Below are 19357 nucleotides of genomic sequence, written 5' to 3' on the forward strand. Positions count from 1 at the left end.
TCTATGGGGAAGGGGGCGTCTTATCGTCCCCTTCCGCAAAGGCCTTGAGCCGGGCGAGCGTGCCATCCCATTGCGCGCCGACCCGGCCGAGCCAGTCCTGCGCCGCCGCAACCGCCTCCCGGCGCAGCGCGAAATGCACTTCCCGCCCCTGCTTGCGCCTGCGCACCAGTCCGGCACCGTGCAGCACATCCAGATGCTTGGCCACCGCCTGACGGCTGATCGGCAGGCCTTCGCCCAGTTGCACGATCGACCGGCCATTGCCGTCGCCCAGCCGTGCGATGAGGCCGAGGCGCGTGGGATCACCCAGTGCCGCGAAAATCTCAGCCGGTGACATGGTCGCGGATATTCTTCACCTGTTCCGCCCAGCCGCCGTCATTGTCGCGCATGACATTGGTCCGGCGTGGTTCGGGCACCGCGTCGAACCCGCTTTCGGTGACGGTCAGGCGCGTGCCGCCGTCGATCGGCTCCAGCACGAACTCCACCAGCGTCCATTCGGGGACCGGCACGCCGCTCTCCATCAGCGCCTTGTCGCCGCCGGTTGCAGGCCATTCATAGGCAAAGCGGGTCATCGGCTCGATCGCCACGACCCGCGCCTGCCAGCGATACGCCTCATAGCCCGGATAGGTCATTTGCCCGGTCGAGGGCTGGCCGATGGCAAAGGGCTGGTCGAGCGCGACGCGGAACCAGGTGCCGAATTGCACATGGTCGGTCAGGGCGTCCCATACCCGCTCTATCGGCGCGGCGATGTCGATCGTCTTGATGATGCTGTCGGTCATGATAGGCAACCTCCTGATTGCCAATATACGCCTCAAGACGGGGATATGCAACTATATGGTTGCTCTATAACGGCCCGCCGGCGTAGCGGATCGAGGCCCGGCCGGTCGCGCGCACCGGCAGATACAGGCCCTGGCCATGGGCGCTGATCTGGCCGATTTCCGTGCTGTCCAAATTGGTGCGGATACGGAAATGTGGGGTTTTGCGCTCGCCGATGGCGCGCCGGATCTTGCCCTTCAACTCCTCCAGATCATGGGTGAAATTCTGGCTGAGGGCGTCGGCGATGACGCTGGAAAAGGCGGGGCTGCCGGCCAGCGCGATCAGGATGTCGCCGCCGATCCCGTCGCTGGTGCCGGTCACCTGCAGATCCTCGAAATGGACCAGCGCCGAATTGGGCTGGTTGACCGGGCGGGCGGTCAGCCAGACGGTGCCATGGGTATCGCCGAGCTTGCTGTCCGCCGGACGCGCCGCGAGCGTTACGCCTACCGCAATGCGGTTGCCCGTCGTGCCATAGGCGGTCAGCTTGTCGAAGCGCGCGACGATAGGGCCTAGCTTTGGCAAATCGAACGGCCGTGCGGCGCGCTTGTGCAGGGCGCGCAGGATCACCGGCTCGAGCTGCGCATAATCGGCCCGCACCGGCAGGAAGAAATGCAGCGCGTCATTGATCGGCGCACGCGCGGGCGGTGGCAGTCCGGTCGGCTGCGGATCGACCGGACGGTCGCCGACCACGGTTTCGGTCAGCGCCTCTATTCCCAGTCGGAAGCGCAGTTGCGCGCCGCTGTTGCCATAGCCGTCGAACAGGAAGCGTTGCGGCGTGATGCGCATCCATACCGGCGGATCATGATCGTTGAGCGAGAGGCTGGTGAAGGCCGCGCGCCACAGCCGCTCGATCTTGCTGCGCAGGTCGACCTTGGCCAGTTCGCGCGGCAATTGCCGTTCGAGGTCGCGGACAACGGGCGCGATCTTGCGATCCACCTTGTCGGCGAAGGTGACGCGTTGGCCGAGGAAATCGATGCCGGGCGTCTGGGTCCAGTCATAGCTGATCTTCAGCGTGCCATGGGGGCGCCACTGGTCATCGATGCCGAGCTGAAGCCGGGCATGGGCCATGGCGTCGCCGGTGGCCGTCTCGCCCTTCAGCAAGCCTGCAATGTCACGCGCGCTGACCTGCGCATGGATCGGGATGTCCGCGATCAGGTCGCGCCCCGCGCCGCGCAGGCGGATCGGCCCGCGCGTGACCGCGCCGATGATGTGGCAGTCGATCGGCGGCGTCACCCTGATCTGCTTACCGAGCAATTTGACCCGCCTGGGCTGGACGCAGCGCGTGCCGGGCCGGTCGATCCGCCAGAGCTGTCGCGGCATGGCCCGCTCGATCGCCTGGGCAATCAGGGCGCGGTCGATCTCCACCGGGACGCTGATGATGGAAGATGCGCTGGTCGCCGGCACGGGATCATTGGCGCGCGGCGGCGGCTCCACCGCCTGTTTCTGCGAACAGGCGGCGAGCAGCGGCAGGAGCAGCAGCCAGCGATGATGTCGACCCGGCAATACTCTGCCCAACCGCCTTCTCCCGGACATGGTCCAGCGGAAGGCAGGCTAGGGCAGTTGGGTGAGGAGGTCCAGCGCGGACCTTCAGGCCCGCGCTTCCTCCACGCCGGCGCTGTTGTGGCGCAGCGCCGTCAGCACCGTGTCGACGATCGCATCGGCATCCAGCCGCGCGTCGGCATATTGCTGTTCGGGCTTGTCCTGATCCTGGAAGATGTCGGGCAGGCGCATGGTGCGGATCTTGAGGCCATGGTCGGTCAGGCCAAGATCGCTCGCCAGCGTCAGGACATGGGCGCCCAGACCGCCGATCGAGCCTTCCTCGATCGTCACCGCCACCTCATGGGTGGTCAGCATCCGGCGGATCAACGCCTCGTCCAGCGGCTTGGCGAAGCGCAGGTCGACGACGGATGCCGACAGGCCCTTGGCCTCCAGCGTGTCGGCGGCCTTCATCGCTTCTTCCAGCCGGGTGCCGAGCGACAGGATCGCGACCTGGCGCCCTTCGCGCACGACGCGGCCCTTGCCGATCTCCAGCGCTTCGGCAACCTCCGGCATGGCGACGCCGGTGCCATTGCCGCGCGGGTAGCGGACCGCGATCGGCCCGCTGTCATGCACGGCGCAGGTATGGACCATGTGCGTCAGTTCCGCCTCGTCGGCTGCGGCCATCACGACGAAATTGGGCAGGCTCGCAAGATAGGTGACGTCGAAGCTGCCGGCATGGGTGGAGCCGTCGGCGCCGACCAGACCGGCGCGGTCGATGGCGAAGCGCACGGGCAGGTTCTGGATCGCGACATCATGCACCACCTGATCATAGGCGCGCTGCAGGAAGGTCGAATAGATGGCGCAGAAAGGCCGCATCCCCTGCGCCGCGAGGCCGGCGGCGAAGGTTACTGCATGCTGTTCGGCGATGCCGACGTCGAAGGTCCGGTCGGGGAAGGCCAGCTCGAACTTGTCGAGCCCCGTGCCCGACGGCATGGCGGCGGTGATCGCACACACGCGCGGATCGCGCTGCGCCTCGGCGATCAGCGCCTGGGCGAAGACATTGGTGTAGCTGGGTGGACCCGGAGGTGCCTTGGCCTGGGTGCCGGTGATGACGTCGAACTTCTGCACGCCATGATATTTGTCGGCGGCCGCCTCGGCCGGGCCATAGCCCTTGCCCTTCTGGGTCACGACATGGATCAGGCACGGCCCTTCGGCCGCGTCGCGGACATTTTCCAGCACCGGGATCAGATGCTCGAGATTGTGGCCGTCGATCGGGCCGACATAATAGAAGCCCAGTTCCTCGAACAGGGTGCCGCCGGTCGCCATGCCGCGGGCGAACTCGTCGGTCTTCTTGGCCGCCTTGTGCAGCGGGCGGGGCAGCTTGCGCGCCAGCTTCTTGGCCATGTCGCGCAGGCCCAGAAACTCGCGGCTCGACACCAGTCGGGCGAGATAGGCGGACAGGCCACCGACCGGGGGCGCGATCGACATGTCATTGTCGTTGAGGATGACGACCAGACGGTTGCCGGCCTCGCGTGCGTTGTTCATCGCCTCATAGGCCATGCCGGCCGACATGGCGCCATCGCCGATCACGGCAATGCCCTTGCCCGGCTTGTCCTGCATCTTGTTGGCGACGGCAAAGCCGAGCGCCGCGCTGATCGAGGTCGAGCTGTGCGCTGCGCCGAACGGGTCATATTCGGATTCGGCGCGCTTGGTGAAGCCGCTGAGGCCGCCGCCCTGGCGCAGGGTGCGGATGCGATCGCGCCGGCCGGTCAATATCTTGTGCGGATAGCATTGATGGCCCACGTCCCAGACCAGCTTGTCGTTGGGCGTGTCGAACACATAATGGATCGCGGTGGTCAGTTCCACGACACCCAGGCCCGACCCCAGATGGCCGCCGGTCACGCCGACGGCGGCGATGGTTTCGGCGCGCAGCTCATCGGCCAGCTGGCGGAGCTGGTCGGGCTGCAGCTTGCGCAGGTCGGCGGGGATCTTGACGGTGTCGAGCAACGGCGTGGACGGATTGGACATGGGGAACTGCCTACTCGCTTTCCTGCGCCAAGTCGAACCCTGACGTCATGCAGGGGGGCGCCAAATCTTCAATCAGGGAAACGGCGCGGGTGAAACGACTGTCCCAATCCCCGCCGACCGAAGCCCAGGTAACGCCGCTGTCGATCAGCACGTTCCGGCTGATATCGGCAAATCGCGCCCGCACCGGATCGTCGCCATAGAGGCGCGTGCCATCGTCGATCCAGGCGACATCGGGTTCCAGCAGCAGATAGAGGTCGGCCTTCGGGTAGGCGAGGAGCGCGTCGGGCGCATGGCCGATCATCATCTCGGCCCAGGCCGCCGTCATCAGCGCGTCGGTGTCGGCAAACAGGCGACGGTTCGCCAGCCGCCGGCCGGCGGCAATCGTCGCGGACTGGGCGGCACCAATCAGCAGCAGGTCGGCCTCGTCCATATCGACACTGTGAACTTCGGCCTGGGCACGGCCATATTCGGGCACCCAGATCGTGTCGAAATGCCGGGCGAGCCGTTCGGCCAGCACCGACTTGCCGGTGCTTTCGACGCCATGCAACACGATCGTCCGGGTGAAATGCGCGCGGACCGGCGGCGCGATCCAGCGCCACTGGCCCCAGGGGTCGGCACGCACGGCGCTGGCGGACAGGCCGCCCAGTCCATCCAGGTCCGCGCCCAGGATCCGGGCGCCCAGCGGCACGAAGCGGCCGCCGACCTCTTGCGCCAGCCGCAGGCCATAGGCTTCGCCTGCGAACAGCAGGTCGATCGGCTCGGGATGGGCCTGCGCCACGATGGCGCGCCAGATCGGCCAGAAGTCGTCGGAATCTTCAGGAGCCTGCGGCACGACGGCGCCATGACCGATGACCCGGCATCCCGGCGCCAGTTCGCGCATCCATTGCAGCCGCAGCGGGCCGGGGATCGGATCGTCCGGCAGCCAGCAGACCAGGATGGTGAGGTCGTCCACCATCGCCCGGGCGCTGTCGATCAGCATCTGATGGCCGGCATGGGGCGGCATGAACTTGCCGAGCAGGAAGCCGCGGGTCATGTCGGCGCCCGGTCCATCGTGCGGCGCCAGGCGATCAGGCCCCATAGCGCGATGAAGAAGAAGATGGCGTAGAGGATCGACGTCGCGATCAGGCCGCGGCTCCAGAACAGGCCGGTGGCGAGGGCATCGACCGCCACCCACAGCAGCCAGCTTTCGACCTTGCGCTGCGACTGCAATATCTGTGCGGCGACGCTCATGCCGGCGATCATGGCGTCGGCGAAGGGCGCGGCGGCATCGGTGAAGCGGGCCATGCCCATGCCCCAGGCCAGGCTGGCGAGCGCCGTGCCCGCGATCCAGGCGAGGCGGGCCGGCGTGCCGAGGCGGACCACCGCTATGCCGCCATCGGCGACCTTCTCGCTATGCACCCAGTTCCACCAGCCATAGGCATTGATGATCAGGAAGAAGATTTGCAGCAGCGCGTCGCTGTAGAGCTTCGCTTCGAAGAAGACGAAGAAATAGAGCGCGACCATGGCGATGCCGAAGGGATAGTTCCACAGCGAACGGCGCGCCACCAGCACGACATTGATCAGGCCGAGCGCCGCTGCGACCCATTCGATGATGGTCATGAACCGCCCGTCAGTGGCAGGCGCTGCAGGTGCCGCGCACCTCGATCACCGGACGCACCGGCGCGAAGCCGGCCTTTTCCGCCACCGACCTCAGCGATCCGGTGATGGGATCATTGTCGATATGCGTCACCTGGCCGCAATTGTCGCAGACCAGGAAGATGCAGTCATGATGGCAACCGGGATGCGCGTTGGCGATATAGGCGTTCGCGCTTTCCACCCGCATCGCGATATTGTTCGCCACGAACAGGTCGAGGATGCGGTAGACGCTGTTGGGTGCGACCCGCTTGCCGCGCGCCTTGGACACGGTGTCGGCGATATCATAGGCCGATGCCGGCTTTTCCTCGGCCGCCAGCGCGTCGAAGATGGCCGCGCGCATCGGCGTCCACTGCTCATCCTTCGCCTCCAGCGTTGCCTGCGCCGCGTCGGCCAGCTTCTTGCCGGTGGGTTCCTGATGATGATGGTGCGAATGATCTGCCATGGCGATTATCTAGGCGTGTCCAACTGCGGCGGCAAGTGGCTGGCTCAGCCGCGCTGCCAATAGGCAAGGGCCGCCCAGAGCCAGCCGCCGATCATCATCGCGCCGCCGATCGGCGTCACTGCGCCCAGCCAGCGCGGGCAGCCCAGCGCCATGGCATAGAGGCTGACGGCAAAGATCGCCGCGCCGATCAGCAGCAACAGGGCGCCGCCGCGCGTGATACCCATGATCGTCAGGACGGCGACGGCATGGATGAGCTGATAGAGGCCGCCGGTGCGCAGCCACTCCGCCGCCTGCGGGCTGGCGGCGCCATGGGCGCCAAAGGCACCGGCAGCAATGGCAAGCGCTGCCGACAGGGCGGCCAGAATGGCGATCATGCTTCTTCTCCATCTCCGCGCGCGCGCAGGCGCATGCCCCGGCCGGGGCGGTACATCAGATCCTTGGCCGCCAGCAGATTGCCATGCTCGATCTGCAGGGCGAGGCGCTGGCCGTCATTCTCGCGATATTGGCGTTCGACTTCCTCGACCTCTTCCGGCGGCACGCCCAGCGTCTGCATCGCCTGGACGCCCATGCAGATGGCCGATTCGAACACTTCCCGCACCACGCCGGCCAGTTCGATATCCTGCATCGCCAGGATTTGGCGACGATCGAACACGCGCGCCATCAGCGCGGCCTGGGGGAAGGCCTCGGCAATGGGCTGCAGCACGCGTCCATCCAGCGAGGGATCGTCGATGCAGAAGGCGATCAGCCGGGCTTCGTCGGCACCGGCGCGGCGGAGCAGGTCGATCCGCGTGCCATCGCCATAATAGACCTTCATGTCGAAGCGGCTCGACACCTCGATCTGGGCAGGCTTCTTGTCGATCAGCACCACGCCGAAGCCATGGCCCATAAGCATCTGGGCCACGGTCTGGCCGAACCGGCCATAGCCCACGATGATGGCGCTGCCGCGCGGCGCATCCTCCGGCCCCGGCAGATCATCACGATCCTTGGGCTGGGCGAATTCGAAGCGGCGGGCAAACAGCATCAGGAAGGGCGTGGTCGCCATCGAGAAGGTCACGATCGCGCTGAACAGGCTCGCCGCCTGCGGCGCGATCAGATAGGCATTCTGCGCCTGGGCAAAGAGGACGAAGCCGAATTCACCGCCTTGGGAGAGCAGCAGGCCGGCGCTCAGCGCCTGTTGCCAGGCCATGCCGAACAGCCGGGCGAGCAGGGCGATGATCGCGGTCTTGGCGGCCACCAGCATCGCCGCCATGCCGATGACGAACAGGGGATTGGCGGCGACGGCGCGCAGGTCCAGCACCATGCCGACGGCCAGGAAGAAGAGGCCGAGCAGGATCGAGCGGAACGGCTCAACGTCGGACTCGATCTCGTGGCGATAGGGCGAGTCGGCCAGCATCACGCCGGCGACGAAGGCGCCAAGCGCGGTCGAGAGGTGCAGGCTGTGCATCACCGATGCGGCCGCCAGCACGGTGAACAGGCCGACCGCGACGAACAGTTCGCGCTCGCCCTGCCGGCCGACCAGATTGAGCAAGGGGCGCAGGATGAAGCGACCGGCCAGCACCAGCCCGGCGATCGCGGCGACGGTGTAGCCCGCCAGCACCCATCCGGGCGGCCCGCCCGCGTCGGCCGGATTGCGGGAAAGAGCCGCGACGATGGTGATCAGCGGAACGATCGAGAGATCCTGGAACAGCAGGATCGAGAAGACCTTCTCGCCAAAGGGCGAATTGATGCGGCCGCTGGATTTGAGGCTCGGCAGCACCTGCGCGGTCGAGGAGAGGGCGAGCGGCAGGCCGAGTGCGATCGCCGCGCCCCAGGTGAAGCCGGTCGAATAGAAGATGATGGCGATGAGGGCGAGGCCGCACAGCACGACCTGCGCCAGGCCAAGCGCGAAGATGTCGCGCTTCAGTCGCCACAGGCGCGCGGGATGGAGTTCAAGGCCGACGAGGAAAAGCAGCAGGACGATGCCGATTTCGGCGATGGCGAGCTTCGATTCCGCGCCGCCGACCAGACCCAGCCCTTGCGGTCCGACCAGCGCGCCAGCGACCAGATAGCCCAGCACGGCACCCAGGCCGAAGCGGCGGAACAGCAGGACGAAGGCAACGGCGACGCCGAGCAGGATCACGCCTTCGGACAGGAGGACGTCGGTAGCCGACATCGCGGTTTCGGCGACCGGCATCAGGCGTCCGCCATCCGGGCGGCTTCGGCGATCGCCTCGAAGCCCAGACGGATCGAGGGGTGCCGCGCGGGATAGGCGCGGGCCGGCGCCAGCACGGCAAGGCCGGGCCAGAAGTCCAGGTCCTCGCTCTCGCCCGACAGATAGGCGGTAAGCTTGTCGCGTGCCTCCGCCAGTTCTTCGGCGGTGAGTCCGATCGCCTGCGCCGCCATCAGCGCGGCGGAGGCCTGGCCCAGGGCGCAGGCCTTCACGTCCAGGCCCATTTCGGCGAGCCTGCCGTCGGCCATGCGGACATCGGCCGTGATGCGCGAGCCGCAGGTCGGTGACCGCTTCTCCACGCTGGCGTGCGGATCGGCCAGCCGCTGGTGGTGCGGGATGCTCGCCGCGAGGCGAAGAATGTCGTTATTGTAGAGGGATGCGCTCATTATCCCTCCATGTAGGACAGTTATCACCTCGGGAGAAGGCGGCAAAATGGCCTAGGGTCAATCGACATTCAGCCCTGACGGCCTGCAAATGGCGGCCTTCCGCACTTCCGGTGCTCACGTACTTTAAGTACGCTGCGCTCCGGATTACGGAAAACCACCATTTTCGTCACATCATCATCTGAATGTCGATCGCCCCTAGGGGCCGCGATAGCGCAGCGCGTCGACCAATATGCTGAACGCAGCGGCGGGCTGGCGGCGGCTGGGATAATAGAGATGATAGCCGGCAAAGGGCGGGCACCAGTCCTCCAGCACCGGGATCAGCCGGCCTTCGTCGATGTCGGCGCGCACCTGATCCTCCATCACGAAGGCGAGGCCGAAGCCGGCGAGCGCGGCGCGGCGGATCATCTCTATGCTGTTGAAGGCCAGTTGCCCCTCCACCCGCACCCGGATTTCATGGCCGTCCTTTTCCAGTTCCCAGGCATAAAGGCCGCCGGCGCTGCGCAGGCGCAGATTGATGCAGTCATGCGCGGCCAGATCCTGCGGCGTGCGCGGCACTGGGCGGCTGGCGAAATAGGCGGGCGCGCCGACCACGATCATGCGCAGGTCCGGGCCGATGCGCACGGCGACCATATCCTTGGCGATCGCCTCGCCCAGCCGCACGCCGGCGTCGAACCGTTCCTTGACGATGTCGACAAAGCCGGAATCGATGCTCAATTCAACATGGATGTCAGGGTAGCGCGGCAACAGCCGTTGCAATGCTGGCCAGACGACCGTGTTGCTGGCATGTTCGGCGGCGGTGATGCGGATGGTGCCGGCCGGCCGTTCGCGCAGATCGCCGAGCGAGGCGAGTTCGGTCGCGATGCTGTCGAGCGCCGGGCGCAAGGTGGCGGACAGGCGATCGCCCGCCTCCGTCAGGGACACGCTGCGGGTGGTGCGGGTCAACAGACGCACGCCCAGGCGCGTTTCCAGCCGCCTGATGGTATGGCTGAGCGCGGACTGCGATGTGCCGAGCAGCGCGGCCGCTCGGGTGAAATTGCCGGTGTCGGCGACCATCAGGAAGGCGTTGAGGTCGACCAGCTCTTCGCGCCGCATTCATGAACTCCAGGTATAAAGTCTTGCCGCTTTTATGATCTAATCCGCCGCTTGGCGACAGCCTATCTTCCGTTCGGACATCAAATCGGAGTGACCGCTATGGAAAAGCGACTTTTGGGCAAGAGCGGGCTGGAGGTTTCGGCCATTGGCCTGGGCTGCATGGGCCTCAACTTCGGCTATGGCACCGCCGTCAGCCAGGATGAAGGGATCAGATTGATCCGTGCAGCTGTCGACTTCGGTGTCACCTTCTTCGACACGGCGGAGGTCTATGGCCCCTATACCAATGAAGAAATGGTCGGCGCCGCGCTGGCGCCGGTGCGCGATCAGGTGGTGATCGCCACCAAGTTCGGCTTCGATATCGGCGCCGGTCTTGGCGCGCTCAACAGCCGGCCGGACAATATCCGCGCGGTGGCGGACGCCTCGCTCAAGCGGCTGGGCGTCGAGGTGATCGATCTTTTCTATCAGCATCGCGTCGATCCGGCCGTGCCGATTGAGGACGTGGCGGGTGCGGTCAAGGATCTGATCGCCGAGGGCAAGGTCCGGCATTTCGGCCTGTCGGAACCGTCGGCCGCGACGGTCCGCCGTGCCCATGCGGTGCAGCCGGTCGCCGCACTCCAGAATGAATATTCGCTCTGGACCCGTGGCCCCGAAACCAACGGCATCCTTGAAACCTGCGAGGAACTGGGCATCGGCTTCGTGCCCTACAGCCCGCTTGGCAAGGGCTTCCTGACCGGCGCGATCGGCAAGGATACGGCGCTGGCCGAAGGCGATTTCCGCAACAGCCTGCCGCGCTTCGCGGCCGAGGCGCGGGAGAAGAATTTGGCGCTGGTCGATCTGCTCAAGGGCATCGCGGCCGAGAAGGGGGTGACCCCGGCGCAGATCGCGATCGCCTGGCTGCTCGCGCAGAAGCCGTGGATCGTGCCGATCCCTGGCACCACCAAGCTCCATCGGCTGGAGGAAAATCTGGGCGCGGCCAAGGTCGAACTGAGTGATGCCGACCTGACCCGTATTCGGGAGGCGGCCGACGCCATCCCGGTCGAGGGCGAGCGCTACCCGCCGCATCTGCTCGAAATCGTCGGGCGCTAACTACGGATGGGCCGGGGTGTTTCCCCGGCCCATTGCACGTTGGTCCCTGTCCGCCTATCGCCGCCGCGAACGGCCGGAATGAAAGGACAGCGCGGCGATGCACATATTGGTCGATGCCGACGCCTGCCCGGTGAAGGAGGAAATCTACAAGGTTGCCTTCCGCCATGGCGTGCCGGTCACCATCGTCAGCAACAGTCCGATCCGCATTCCCGCGCATGAACTGATCGACCGCGTGGTGGTGAGCGACGGGTTCGACGCCGCCGACGACTGGATCGCCGAGCGCGCCGGCGTCGATACGCTGTGCATCACCGCCGACATCCTGCTCGCCGATCGTTGCCTCAAGGCCGGGGCCGGGGTGATCGCGCCCAATGGCAAGCCCTTCACCAGCGCCTCGATCGGCAGCGCGATCGCGGTGCGGGCGATCATGGCGGACCTGCGCGCCGGCGCGGTCGGCGATCCGGTCGGCGGCCCACCGCCCTTTTCCAAGGTTGATCGATCCCGCTTCCTGTCCGCGCTGGACGAGGCGATCATGCGGATGAAGCGGGGGCGGTGATGGGCGATTATGACGCGATAATCCTGGGCGCGGGCGCCGCCGGCATGATGTGCGCGGCGACCGCCGGCCAACGCGGCCGCAGGGTGCTGCTGGCCGACCATGCCGACGCGCCGGGCAAGAAGATCCTGATCTCCGGCGGCGGGCGCTGCAATTTCACCAATATCCATACCGCTGCCGATCGCTATCTGTCGGCCAATCCCCATTTCGCCAAATCGGCGCTGGGCCGCTACACGCCGCAGGATTTCCTTACCCTGATCGGCCGCTATGGCATTGCCTGGCATGAAAAGACGCTGGGGCAGCTTTTCTGCGATGGATCGGCGAAGCAGGTCGTGGCGATGCTGGAAGAGGAATGCACGGCCGGCGGCGTGACCATGGCGCTGGGCCAGCCTGTGACGGATATCAGCCATGGCGATGGCCTGTTCCGCGTCAAACTGGGCGATCGTATCGTGTCGGCGCCGTCTTTGGTACTCGCGACCGGTGGCCCGTCCATCCCGAAACTGGGCGCTACCGGCTTCGCCTATGAGGTCGCGCGCCAGTTCGATCTCAAGGTGGTGCAGCCCCGGCCGGCGCTGGTGCCCTTCACCCTGGGGCCGGACGACGCGCTGTTCCAGTCGCTGTCGGGCGTCTCGGCCGAGGTGGAGGTGCGCTGGAACAAGACCCGGTTCCGCGAGGCGGCGCTGTTCACCCATCGCGGCCTCTCAGGGCCGGCGATGTTGCAGATTTCCTCCTATTGGGAGCATCGCACGCCGATCCACGTCAATTTCCTGCCCGATCTCGATGTTGACTGGTTGCTGGCCGAGAAGCGCAACCGCCCACGCACCGGCTTGCGGCGCGTGCTGGTCGAACGCTTCCCCGAGCGCATGGCCGATGCCCTGCTCGAACGGATCGGGGCGCAGGGCGACCTTGGCAATCTGCCCGACAAGACCCTGCGCCAGATTGGCGAGCGGCTGGCGGGCTGGTCCTTCATACCGTCCGGCACCGAAGGCTATGCCAAGGCGGAGGTCACGGTCGGCGGCATCGCCACCGCCGGCCTGTCATCGCGGACGATGGAAGCCGCCAAGGTGCCGGGCCTCTATGCCATTGGCGAGGCGGTCGACGTCACTGGCTGGCTGGGCGGCTATAATTTCCAATGGGCCTGGGCCAGCGGCTGGGCGGCCGGGCAGGCGCTCTAGGGGCAATCGACATTCGGCCCTGACGGCCTGCAAATGGCGGTTCTCCGCGCTTCCGGTGCTCACGTACTTTGAGTCCGCTGCGTTGAAACGAGGCACGTGACTCGTTTCAAGGGTCACGGAAAACCACCATTTTCGTCACGCGATCATCTGGATGTCGATCTCCCCTAGGCACGCCCCACGGTCTGGGCCTGCGCGGCTGCGATGCTGGCCTGAAGATGCTGGCGGCGGAAGGGTTTGGAAAGGCGCGGAATATCCGGTGCGATCAGGTCGACGCCTTCGTAGCCGGATATGATGAGCAACGCGATTTCGGGATGGTCGACGCGCAGCCGCAGCGCCAGTTCGGCGCCGGTCATGCCGGGCATGATATGGTCGGTGACGACGATGTCGGGCCGGAAATCGGCGGCGATCATGCTGAGCCCCAGTTCGGCATTGTCGATATCGACCACGTCATAGCCTAGGTCGGTCAGCATTTCCCGCGTGCCATGGCGGACCAGGGCATTGTCGTCGATCAGCAGCACCTTGCCTTGCGTTGCTGCGATCTCGCCGCCATCGCCATCCGCCACCACGGCTACTGGCTTCTGCTTCTCGATCGGCAGCCAGAGCTGGATTTCCGTGCCCTGGCCCACTTCGCTGACGATTTCCAGCGCACCGCCCAACTGGCCGGCCAGGCCATGCGCCATCGACAGGCCAAGGCCGGTGCCATGGCCGACCGGCTTGGTCGTGAAGAAGGGCTCGGTTGCGGACGCCTTGACCGCTGGGGTCATGCCGATGCCGGTGTCGGTGATGCGCAGGCAGACGAATTGGCCGGGGATCAGCGGCACGGGGAGGCGGCTCTTGCACCGTTCGGCGGAAATGATGACCTGCCCGCCGTTCGGCATCGCGTCGCGCGCGTTGACCACCAGGTTGAGGATCGCCAGTTCCAGCTGATGTCGATCGGCGCGCACCGGCGGCACATCCGGCGCGGCGTCGACATGGAGAATGATCTGCGGGCCGACCGTGCTGACCAGCAAGGTCTGCATATTCTCCAGCGTCTCGGAAAGATTGACCGATGTCGGTTGCAACGGTTGGCGACGGCCGAAGGCCAGCAGCCGCTTGACCAGCGTCTGCGCGGTTTCCGCCGCCTGCATCGCGATATTGGCGGTGCGGGCGACCGCTTCGGCGGATCGGCCGCCGGCGATGATCTGGTCCAGCCCGCCGATGATCGGCGTCAGCAGATTGTTGAAGTCGTGCGCGACATGCCCGGTCAACTGGCCCAGCACGTCCATCTTCTGGATTTGCCGCAGCTTGTCCTGCGCGCTTTCCAGTTCGCTGGTGCGCTCGCGCACGCGCTGGTCCAGATGATCGTTCAGGGACTCGAGCGCGCCGAAGAGCCGGCCATTTTCGAGTGCGGTGGACGCCGCCCGTGCCAGCGCTTCGAGCAGCGAAATCTCGTTGTCGGTCGGCATGGCCGGCTCGGACCAATAGGCGCCTACGGCGGCGATCGAGTCGACTCGGCCGATGGGCACCATGATCATGCTGCGGACGAAGGTCTGACTATAGGCGTCCACCGGCACCCGGACATCGTCGAATATGTCGGCGATCACCGCGGTTTCCTGGTTCATCATCGCCCAGCCGGACACGCAGGTCTCGGCCGGAAAGCGTTGCCCGGCCCATAAAGGCGCCTTGGCATCTTCCGCGATATAATAGCATTTTTCGCCTTCGCGCAGGACGATCGCGATACCGTCTGCGCCGACGGCGCGGCGGGCAAAGGCGCGCAGGACGCTGACAACTGCATCCAGGGAGCGCGCGCCGGCCAGAGCCTCCAGGGCCTCGGCGGCTATGGTCCAGCGGGCCGCCAGCGCCTTCTGCGTCGAATGGTCTTCCCGGCCAAATGCTCCATTCATCGTGTGACCTCTGAAGTGGAAGGGAATCGCACTATATCATCGATCGGATGGGCAGGGGAAATGGAGATTTGTCAGTAGGTTAAGACTAGGTATGATTACATAATATACGCAATTTTACGGCCTGTTCGCGCGGGCGCGAAGCCATGAAATGCGGGTCATCGAAATCGCCGTCATGGCTGTGGCGGCTCATTCTCCTGCGGTTGGGTCGGCGCGATCCGCGGTGGGGGCACGCCCTGCGGCGGCAGCGGCAAGGGCTGGTCGGACGGAATGCGAAGCTGGTTGCCATCTATGGTGACGGTCATTCCGCCCTGATCCATGCCGACGCCGACATTGCCGATGTCGGTTTCGACGCTGACATTGGCGATGGCGTTGACCAGATCGGGATCCTGCTCTTCCTCGGGCACCTTCTCGACCGGCTCGTTGATCGCGCCAGCCATGAAATTGCGCCAAATACGTGCTGGCACACCGCCGCCGGCCGCGCCGCCGGGCAGCGGGGCGTTATCGTCATTGCCGATCCACACCGCCGTCACCAGTCCGCCGGCATAGCCGACGAAAATCGCGTCGCGACTATCCTGGGTCGTACCGGTCTTGCCAAAGGTGCTGGTGCGCAGCGCCGCCGCGCTGCCGGTGCCGCGATTGGCGGCGGACGACAGGAGGTCGCGGATCATTTCGAGCTGGCCGTCGCTGAAATGGCGCTGGCGCTTCATCAGTCGGTCGAACCAGCCCTGTTCCTCGGGCGGCAGGCCATGGGCGAGCACCGGATAGGCACCGGCCGCCACCGACGCATAGGCCTCGGCCAGCTCCACCAGCGGGATTTCCGACGTGCCGAGCGCGAGGCTGAGATCTTCGGTCAACGGCGCGGTAACGCCCAGATCGCGGGCAACCTTGATGACATTGTCGACGCCGACCTTCTGGGTCAGGCGCACCGCTGCCACATTGCTCGACGCGGCAAAGGCCTGGCGCAACGTGATGCGGCCGCGATATTTGCCGCCATGATTGGCCGGGCGATAGGTGCCGGTGGTGATCGGCGTATCCTCGATCATGTCGTCGGGCGTCATGCCGGCGCGGAAGGCGGCGAGATAGACGAACAGCTTGAAGGTGGAGCCCGGCTGGCGCTTCGCCTGCACGGCGCGGTTGAAACTGCTCTTCTCGTAATTCTTGCCGCCGATCATGGCGACGACGCTGCCGTCTGGCTTCATCGCCACCAGCGCCACCTGTGCCCCGCCCAGCGGCGCGCGCCGGATCGCGGCTTCGGCGAGGCGCTGGATGCGCCAGTCGAGCGTCGTCTTCACCTCCTGCGCGCCATAGACGGCGCCGGCGCGGTCGCGCGCTTCGGGCAGCACCCAGTCGGCAAAATAGGTGCCGCTGGTGGCATCCGGCGACTCGCGCACATCAAGGCGGGCCGGGGCGAGCTGATCGCGCTGGGCCTTGCTGATATAGCCGGCCTCGACCATCGCCTGCGTCACCAGTGCGGCGCGGGCACGCGCACCCTTCAGGTTGCTGGTCGGCGCGAGGCGCGAGGGCGCCTTCAGCAGGCCGGCCAGCATCGCGGCCTGAGGAATGGTCAGCCGTTCGGGCTGGCGATCGAAATAATGGAGCGAGGCGGCGCGCAGGCCATAGACATTGTCGCCGAAATAGACGTTCGAGAGGTAGCGTTCGAGGATCTGGTCCTTGGTCAGCCAGGCCTCCAGCCAGAAGGCGATCAACGCTTCGCGCGCCTTGCGGCCCATGGTCCGGTCGCTCGACAGGAATACGCCCTTGGCCAGCTGCTGGGTGATGGTGCTGCCGCCCTGCGACGATCCATCGGACCAGATATTGTGCCACATGGCGCGGGCGATGCCGCGCGGATCGACGCCCCAATGGTCATAGAAGCGGCGATCCTCGATCGCCATGAAGGCCTGGGGGACATGGGCGGGCAGCTTGGCCACCTCCACCGGCTTGTCGATGATGGCGCCGCGCCGGGCGACCAGATGCCCGTCGGCCGACATCAGGCTGATGCTGGGCGGGGCAATGGGCTGCAGCGAGCGCGACATGGGCGCCGTTACCGCCAGCCAGGCGATGATCAGCATCAACAGGGCCAGCCCCGCCGCCACGATCCAGCCGAAAATCTGCAGCCGCCGCTTCCACGGGGTGGGCGGGGCAAAGGCGCTGGGCGGGCCGGCGCCGAACGGGCGCGCTTGGTCAGCAGCCGGGGCGGGCGTGCCGGTGGGGGCGGGGTTGGGCAATTCGGTCATCGGCACGGCCATGCTGTATTATGTTGTTGATACGGTCAAGTCTGTCCCGCGACGGGACATCCCGGATTTTACGAAATTTGCCATGGAACTAATGGTAAATATCGCGTTAACCAATCCTTATGAGAAACCGAGTCCTCGTCCTCACCAACGAAGCCGCCCGCCACCCCTTCCGGCAGCGGCTGCCCCGTCACATCTTCCAGCTGACGGACGATGCGTCGTCGCAGGCGCGCCGCCGCCGCGACGTGGCCGTCTCCGACGACAATGACTGGAAGCTGTTCGTGCTGAGCTTCTCGGCCTTCTTCACGGCTTTCTACAGCTTCATCTTCTAAAGCTCGCCGCTGCAGGCCGGGCCGTCACAGGCCTTGTGCAGCCGCCAGGCCAGCCAGGCGCAGGGCAGGCACATCGCCGCCACCAGCAGCAGCTGATAGACCACCTCCAGGCCGGCCAGGGTCAGGCCGATCGCGATCAGCGATCCGACCACCATGGCGCCGGAATTGACGATATTGTTGGCCGCCACGGTGCGCGCCGCCTCGCACTTCTCGACCGTGGTCGTGAGGAAGGCGTAGAGCGGCACCACGAACATGCCGCCAAAGGTCGCCACGCCGAGCAGGCAGAGCGACAGCGGGATCGCCATCGGATGGGCGAGGAAGCCGGCGAGCGGCAGCATCTGGCCACCGGGTGCCGGCGTCCACAGGTCGCACACCACATGGAAGGCGATGATGCAGCAGCCCATGCCGATCACCGACGCGGGGGCATATTTGGCCGAGACATGGCCGGCGAGCAGCCGGTTGATCGCGATCGATCCGATCGCGATGCCGATCGAGAAGATCGCCAGGAACAGGCTGGCAACCGACTTGTCGGCGGTCAGGACATTCTTCACCAGCGGCGGGAACTGGATGAACAGCACCGATCCCACGGCCCAGAAGAAGCTGATCGACATGATTGCCAGATAGAGGCGCGGAATGTGCATCGTGCCCCGCACCAGCGCGACCGAGGATCGGATGACGTGGAAGTCGATCGGCTGCTTGGCGAGCAGCGACGGGGCGGGTGGCACGGCCCGGCTGGCAAAATAGCCGATGAAGGCGGTTACCACCACGCCGATGGCCGCAGCCTCGATCGGGATGATGCCGGCCAGGATGGTGCCGGCCAGGATCGCGATATAGGTGCCGGCCTCCACCAGGCCGGTGCCGCCCAGAACCTCGTCATCATGCAGATGCTGGGGCAGGATCGCATATTTGATCGGGCCGAAGAAAGTGGAGTGGATGCCCATCGCGAACAGCGCGGCGAGCAGCAGCGGGATCGCCAGGATATGGACGGCAATGCCGCTCCAGATCAGCGCCAGGCCGGTCGCGCCGACCGTCATGATGACGATTTCCGCCGCCTTCACCCAGCGGATGATGACGGCCTTGTCGCGCTGATCGGCCAATTGGCCCGACAGGGCGGACAGCAGGAAGAAGGGGATGATGAAGATGCCGGTGGCCAGCGCACTGAACCAGGTTTCGGACCGCTCGTCATTATAGACCTGATACACCACGAACAGCACCATGGCGTTCTTGAACAGGTTATCGTTGAAGGCGCCGAGAAGCTGGGTGATGAAAAGCGGCAGAAAACGGCGCTTTTTGAGGAGCCTGAGTGAGGCTTGCATGAGTGCGTTTGGCTTTTCGCTGTGGACGACCGGGGGGCGGTCTAGCCGCTGCAGGCGGGCCTGTCCAATTTCCTGTTCACTTCTTGCTGCCTTCGCTTGTGCCCGATGCGGGACTGTGGCAGGTCGCCCTGATGCTGACGCTGCCCAATTTGCTGACGCTTTCGCGCATCATCACCGTGCCCTTGCTGGTGGCCCTGTTGTGGCCCGGCGAGATGGGCGCGCGCTGGACCACGGGCTATGGCCTTGCCTTCGGTCTCTACTGCCTGATGGGCATCACCGATTATTTCGACGGCTACCTGGCCCGTGCGCAGGGCGCCGTGTCGAAGCTCGGCGTGTTCCTTGATCCGATCGCGGACAAGATCATGGTTGGCGCGGTCATCCTGATGCTCGCCGCGACGCGCGATATCGCCGGCATCCATATCGCGGCCGCGATGATCATCCTGCTGCGCGAGATCGCCGTGTCGGGGCTGCGGGAATTTCTGGCCGGCCTTCAGGTGTCGGTCCCGGTGTCGCGCCTGGCCAAGTGGAAGACGACGTTCCAGTTGATCGCGCTGGGCGCCCTGATCCTGGCCGGTGCCGTGCCGCAATTCCCCTTCGTGCAGAGCGTTGGCATCCTGACCCTGTGGGCCGCGGCCATCCTGACGCTGATTACCGGCTGGGATTATCTGCGCGTCGGCATCAAGCATATGGACTGACCGGG

The 19357-nt window shown here is 65.9% G+C and carries 19 protein-coding genes; 5 read left to right on the plus strand and 14 right to left on the minus strand.

Annotated elements, in window-relative coordinates; all coding sequences use genetic code 11:
• Nucleotide 1 precedes the first annotated feature (1 nt).
• The 11 genes from U0025_RS07410 to U0025_RS07460 all read right to left on the minus strand — a co-directional run bounded on the left by U0025_RS07410 (nucleotide 2) and on the right by U0025_RS07460 (nucleotide 10084).
• The gene (locus U0025_RS07410) at nucleotides 2-334 is read right to left on the minus strand and encodes an ArsR/SmtB family transcription factor (RefSeq protein ID WP_004212372.1); all 333 of its coding nucleotides are present in this window, start codon (nucleotides 332-334) and stop codon (nucleotides 2-4) included.
• Nucleotides 321-776, minus strand: coding sequence for an SRPBCC family protein (locus tag U0025_RS07415; RefSeq protein WP_004212373.1), 456 nt, complete (start codon nucleotides 774-776; stop codon nucleotides 321-323). The genes U0025_RS07410 and U0025_RS07415 overlap by 14 nt, the downstream gene beginning before the upstream one ends.
• A gap of 64 nt (nucleotides 777-840) precedes the next feature.
• Nucleotides 841-2316, minus strand: coding sequence for a DUF4403 family protein (locus U0025_RS07420; RefSeq protein WP_037491441.1), 1476 nt, complete (start codon nucleotides 2314-2316; stop codon nucleotides 841-843).
• An 84-nt stretch (nucleotides 2317-2400) separates the two neighbouring features.
• Nucleotides 2401-4320: a 1-deoxy-D-xylulose-5-phosphate synthase gene (gene dxs / locus U0025_RS07425; protein ID WP_004212375.1), complete on the minus strand. Its 1920-nt coding sequence runs from the start codon at nucleotides 4318-4320 to the stop codon at nucleotides 2401-2403.
• Between the two features lie 10 nt (nucleotides 4321-4330).
• The gene (locus U0025_RS07430; RefSeq protein WP_004212376.1) at nucleotides 4331-5353 is read right to left on the minus strand and encodes an AAA family ATPase; all 1023 of its coding nucleotides are present in this window, start codon (nucleotides 5351-5353) and stop codon (nucleotides 4331-4333) included.
• A complete protein-coding gene (gene pnuC, locus U0025_RS07435; RefSeq protein ID WP_004212377.1) occupies nucleotides 5350-5919 on the minus strand; it encodes a nicotinamide riboside transporter PnuC in 570 nt (189 codons plus the stop codon). Before pnuC ends, U0025_RS07430 begins: the two co-directional genes overlap by 4 nt.
• A 10-nt stretch (nucleotides 5920-5929) precedes the next feature.
• Nucleotides 5930-6397 carry a Fur family transcriptional regulator gene (locus U0025_RS07440; protein WP_004212378.1) on the minus strand — a complete coding sequence of 156 codons (468 nt, stop codon included), beginning with the start codon at nucleotides 6395-6397 and terminating at the stop codon, nucleotides 5930-5932.
• A 44-nt stretch (nucleotides 6398-6441) separates the two neighbouring features.
• The gene (locus U0025_RS07445; RefSeq protein WP_004212379.1) at nucleotides 6442-6771 is read right to left on the minus strand and encodes a DUF423 domain-containing protein; all 330 of its coding nucleotides are present in this window, start codon (nucleotides 6769-6771) and stop codon (nucleotides 6442-6444) included.
• Nucleotides 6768-8570 (minus strand): cation:proton antiporter domain-containing protein, encoded by a 1803-nt coding sequence (locus U0025_RS07450; protein ID WP_004212381.1) that lies wholly within the window; start codon nucleotides 8568-8570, stop codon nucleotides 6768-6770. The genes U0025_RS07445 and U0025_RS07450 overlap by 4 nt, the downstream gene beginning before the upstream one ends.
• On the minus strand, nucleotides 8570-8992 hold the full coding sequence (locus U0025_RS07455) for an iron-sulfur cluster assembly scaffold protein (RefSeq protein ID WP_004212383.1): 423 nt from the start codon (nucleotides 8990-8992) through the stop codon (nucleotides 8570-8572). The genes U0025_RS07450 and U0025_RS07455 overlap by 1 nt, the downstream gene beginning before the upstream one ends.
• Before the next feature lie 195 nt (nucleotides 8993-9187).
• Nucleotides 9188-10084: a LysR family transcriptional regulator gene (locus U0025_RS07460; protein WP_004212385.1), complete on the minus strand. Its 897-nt coding sequence runs from the start codon at nucleotides 10082-10084 to the stop codon at nucleotides 9188-9190.
• A gap of 99 nt (nucleotides 10085-10183) precedes the next feature.
• Here U0025_RS07460 and U0025_RS07465 point away from each other — a divergent pair, with 99 nt between their 5' ends.
• The 3 genes from U0025_RS07465 to U0025_RS07475 all read left to right on the plus strand — a co-directional run bounded on the left by U0025_RS07465 (nucleotide 10184) and on the right by U0025_RS07475 (nucleotide 12895).
• A complete protein-coding gene (locus U0025_RS07465) occupies nucleotides 10184-11170 on the plus strand; it encodes an aldo/keto reductase (protein WP_004212387.1) in 987 nt (328 codons plus the stop codon).
• A gap of 97 nt (nucleotides 11171-11267) precedes the next feature.
• A complete protein-coding gene (locus U0025_RS07470; RefSeq protein WP_004212388.1) occupies nucleotides 11268-11723 on the plus strand; it encodes a YaiI/YqxD family protein in 456 nt (151 codons plus the stop codon).
• Complete coding sequence (locus U0025_RS07475; protein WP_004212389.1) at nucleotides 11723-12895, plus strand: BaiN/RdsA family NAD(P)/FAD-dependent oxidoreductase; 1173 nt, start codon at nucleotides 11723-11725, stop codon at nucleotides 12893-12895. Before U0025_RS07470 ends, U0025_RS07475 begins: the two co-directional genes overlap by 1 nt.
• Before the next feature lie 164 nt (nucleotides 12896-13059).
• Here the strand turns inward: U0025_RS07475 and U0025_RS07480 are convergent, their stop codons facing one another.
• Nucleotides 13060-14778, minus strand: coding sequence for an ATP-binding protein (locus U0025_RS07480; protein ID WP_004212391.1), 1719 nt, complete (start codon nucleotides 14776-14778; stop codon nucleotides 13060-13062).
• 170 nt (nucleotides 14779-14948) lie between these two features.
• A complete protein-coding gene (locus U0025_RS07485; RefSeq protein ID WP_004212392.1) occupies nucleotides 14949-17024 on the minus strand; it encodes a transglycosylase domain-containing protein in 2076 nt (691 codons plus the stop codon).
• 107 nt (nucleotides 17025-17131) lie between these two features.
• Between U0025_RS07485 and U0025_RS07490 the strand changes: the two genes are divergently transcribed.
• On the plus strand, nucleotides 17132-17341 hold the full coding sequence (locus U0025_RS07490) for a hypothetical protein (protein ID WP_004212393.1): 210 nt from the start codon (nucleotides 17132-17134) through the stop codon (nucleotides 17339-17341).
• On the opposite strand, the gene U0025_RS07495 is transcribed toward U0025_RS07490, so the two are convergent.
• Entirely contained in the window at nucleotides 17338-18657 is a 1320-nt protein-coding gene (locus U0025_RS07495) for an MFS transporter (protein WP_004212394.1), read from the minus strand. The genes U0025_RS07490 and U0025_RS07495 overlap by 4 nt on opposite strands.
• A gap of 131 nt (nucleotides 18658-18788) precedes the next feature.
• Between U0025_RS07495 and pgsA the strand changes: the two genes are divergently transcribed.
• Nucleotides 18789-19352 (plus strand): CDP-diacylglycerol--glycerol-3-phosphate 3-phosphatidyltransferase, encoded by a 564-nt coding sequence (pgsA, locus tag U0025_RS07500; protein ID WP_004212395.1) that lies wholly within the window; start codon nucleotides 18789-18791, stop codon nucleotides 19350-19352.
• The last annotated feature ends 5 nt before the right edge of the window (nucleotides 19353-19357 follow it).

Source organism: Sphingobium yanoikuyae, from assembly GCF_034424525.1.
Classification (GTDB): domain Bacteria; phylum Pseudomonadota; class Alphaproteobacteria; order Sphingomonadales; family Sphingomonadaceae; genus Sphingobium; species Sphingobium yanoikuyae.

What these genes read in the sequence shown, in the direction of transcription:
- U0025_RS07410 (WP_004212372.1), bottom strand. Translation starts at nt 334, where the DNA reads ATGTCACCGGCTGAGATTTTCGCGGCACTGGGTGATCCCACGCGCCTC.
- U0025_RS07415 (WP_004212373.1), bottom strand. Translation starts at nt 776, where the DNA reads ATGACCGACAGCATCATCAAGACGATCGACATCGCCGCGCCGATAGAG.
- dxs (WP_004212375.1), bottom strand. Translation starts at nt 4,320, where the DNA reads ATGTCCAATCCGTCCACGCCGTTGCTCGACACCGTCAAGATCCCCGCC.
- U0025_RS07430 (WP_004212376.1), bottom strand. Translation starts at nt 5,353, where the DNA reads ATGACCCGCGGCTTCCTGCTCGGCAAGTTCATGCCGCCCCATGCCGGC.
- pnuC (WP_004212377.1), bottom strand. Translation starts at nt 5,919, where the DNA reads ATGACCATCATCGAATGGGTCGCAGCGGCGCTCGGCCTGATCAATGTC.
- U0025_RS07440 (WP_004212378.1), bottom strand. Translation starts at nt 6,397, where the DNA reads ATGGCAGATCATTCGCACCATCATCATCAGGAACCCACCGGCAAGAAG.
- U0025_RS07445 (WP_004212379.1), bottom strand. Translation starts at nt 6,771, where the DNA reads ATGATCGCCATTCTGGCCGCCCTGTCGGCAGCGCTTGCCATTGCTGCC.
- U0025_RS07450 (WP_004212381.1), bottom strand. Translation starts at nt 8,570, where the DNA reads ATGCCGGTCGCCGAAACCGCGATGTCGGCTACCGACGTCCTCCTGTCC.
- U0025_RS07455 (WP_004212383.1), bottom strand. Translation starts at nt 8,992, where the DNA reads ATGAGCGCATCCCTCTACAATAACGACATTCTTCGCCTCGCGGCGAGC.
- U0025_RS07460 (WP_004212385.1), bottom strand. Translation starts at nt 10,084, where the DNA reads ATGCGGCGCGAAGAGCTGGTCGACCTCAACGCCTTCCTGATGGTCGCC.
- U0025_RS07465 (WP_004212387.1), top strand. Translation starts at nt 10,184, where the DNA reads ATGGAAAAGCGACTTTTGGGCAAGAGCGGGCTGGAGGTTTCGGCCATT.
- U0025_RS07470 (WP_004212388.1), top strand. Translation starts at nt 11,268, where the DNA reads ATGCACATATTGGTCGATGCCGACGCCTGCCCGGTGAAGGAGGAAATC.
- U0025_RS07475 (WP_004212389.1), top strand. Translation starts at nt 11,723, where the DNA reads ATGGGCGATTATGACGCGATAATCCTGGGCGCGGGCGCCGCCGGCATG.
- U0025_RS07480 (WP_004212391.1), bottom strand. Translation starts at nt 14,778, where the DNA reads ATGAATGGAGCATTTGGCCGGGAAGACCATTCGACGCAGAAGGCGCTG.
- U0025_RS07485 (WP_004212392.1), bottom strand. Translation starts at nt 17,024, where the DNA reads ATGGCCGTGCCGATGACCGAATTGCCCAACCCCGCCCCCACCGGCACG.
- U0025_RS07490 (WP_004212393.1), top strand. Translation starts at nt 17,132, where the DNA reads ATGAGAAACCGAGTCCTCGTCCTCACCAACGAAGCCGCCCGCCACCCC.
- U0025_RS07495 (WP_004212394.1), bottom strand. Translation starts at nt 18,657, where the DNA reads ATGCAAGCCTCACTCAGGCTCCTCAAAAAGCGCCGTTTTCTGCCGCTT.
- pgsA (WP_004212395.1), top strand. Translation starts at nt 18,789, where the DNA reads ATGCTGACGCTGCCCAATTTGCTGACGCTTTCGCGCATCATCACCGTG.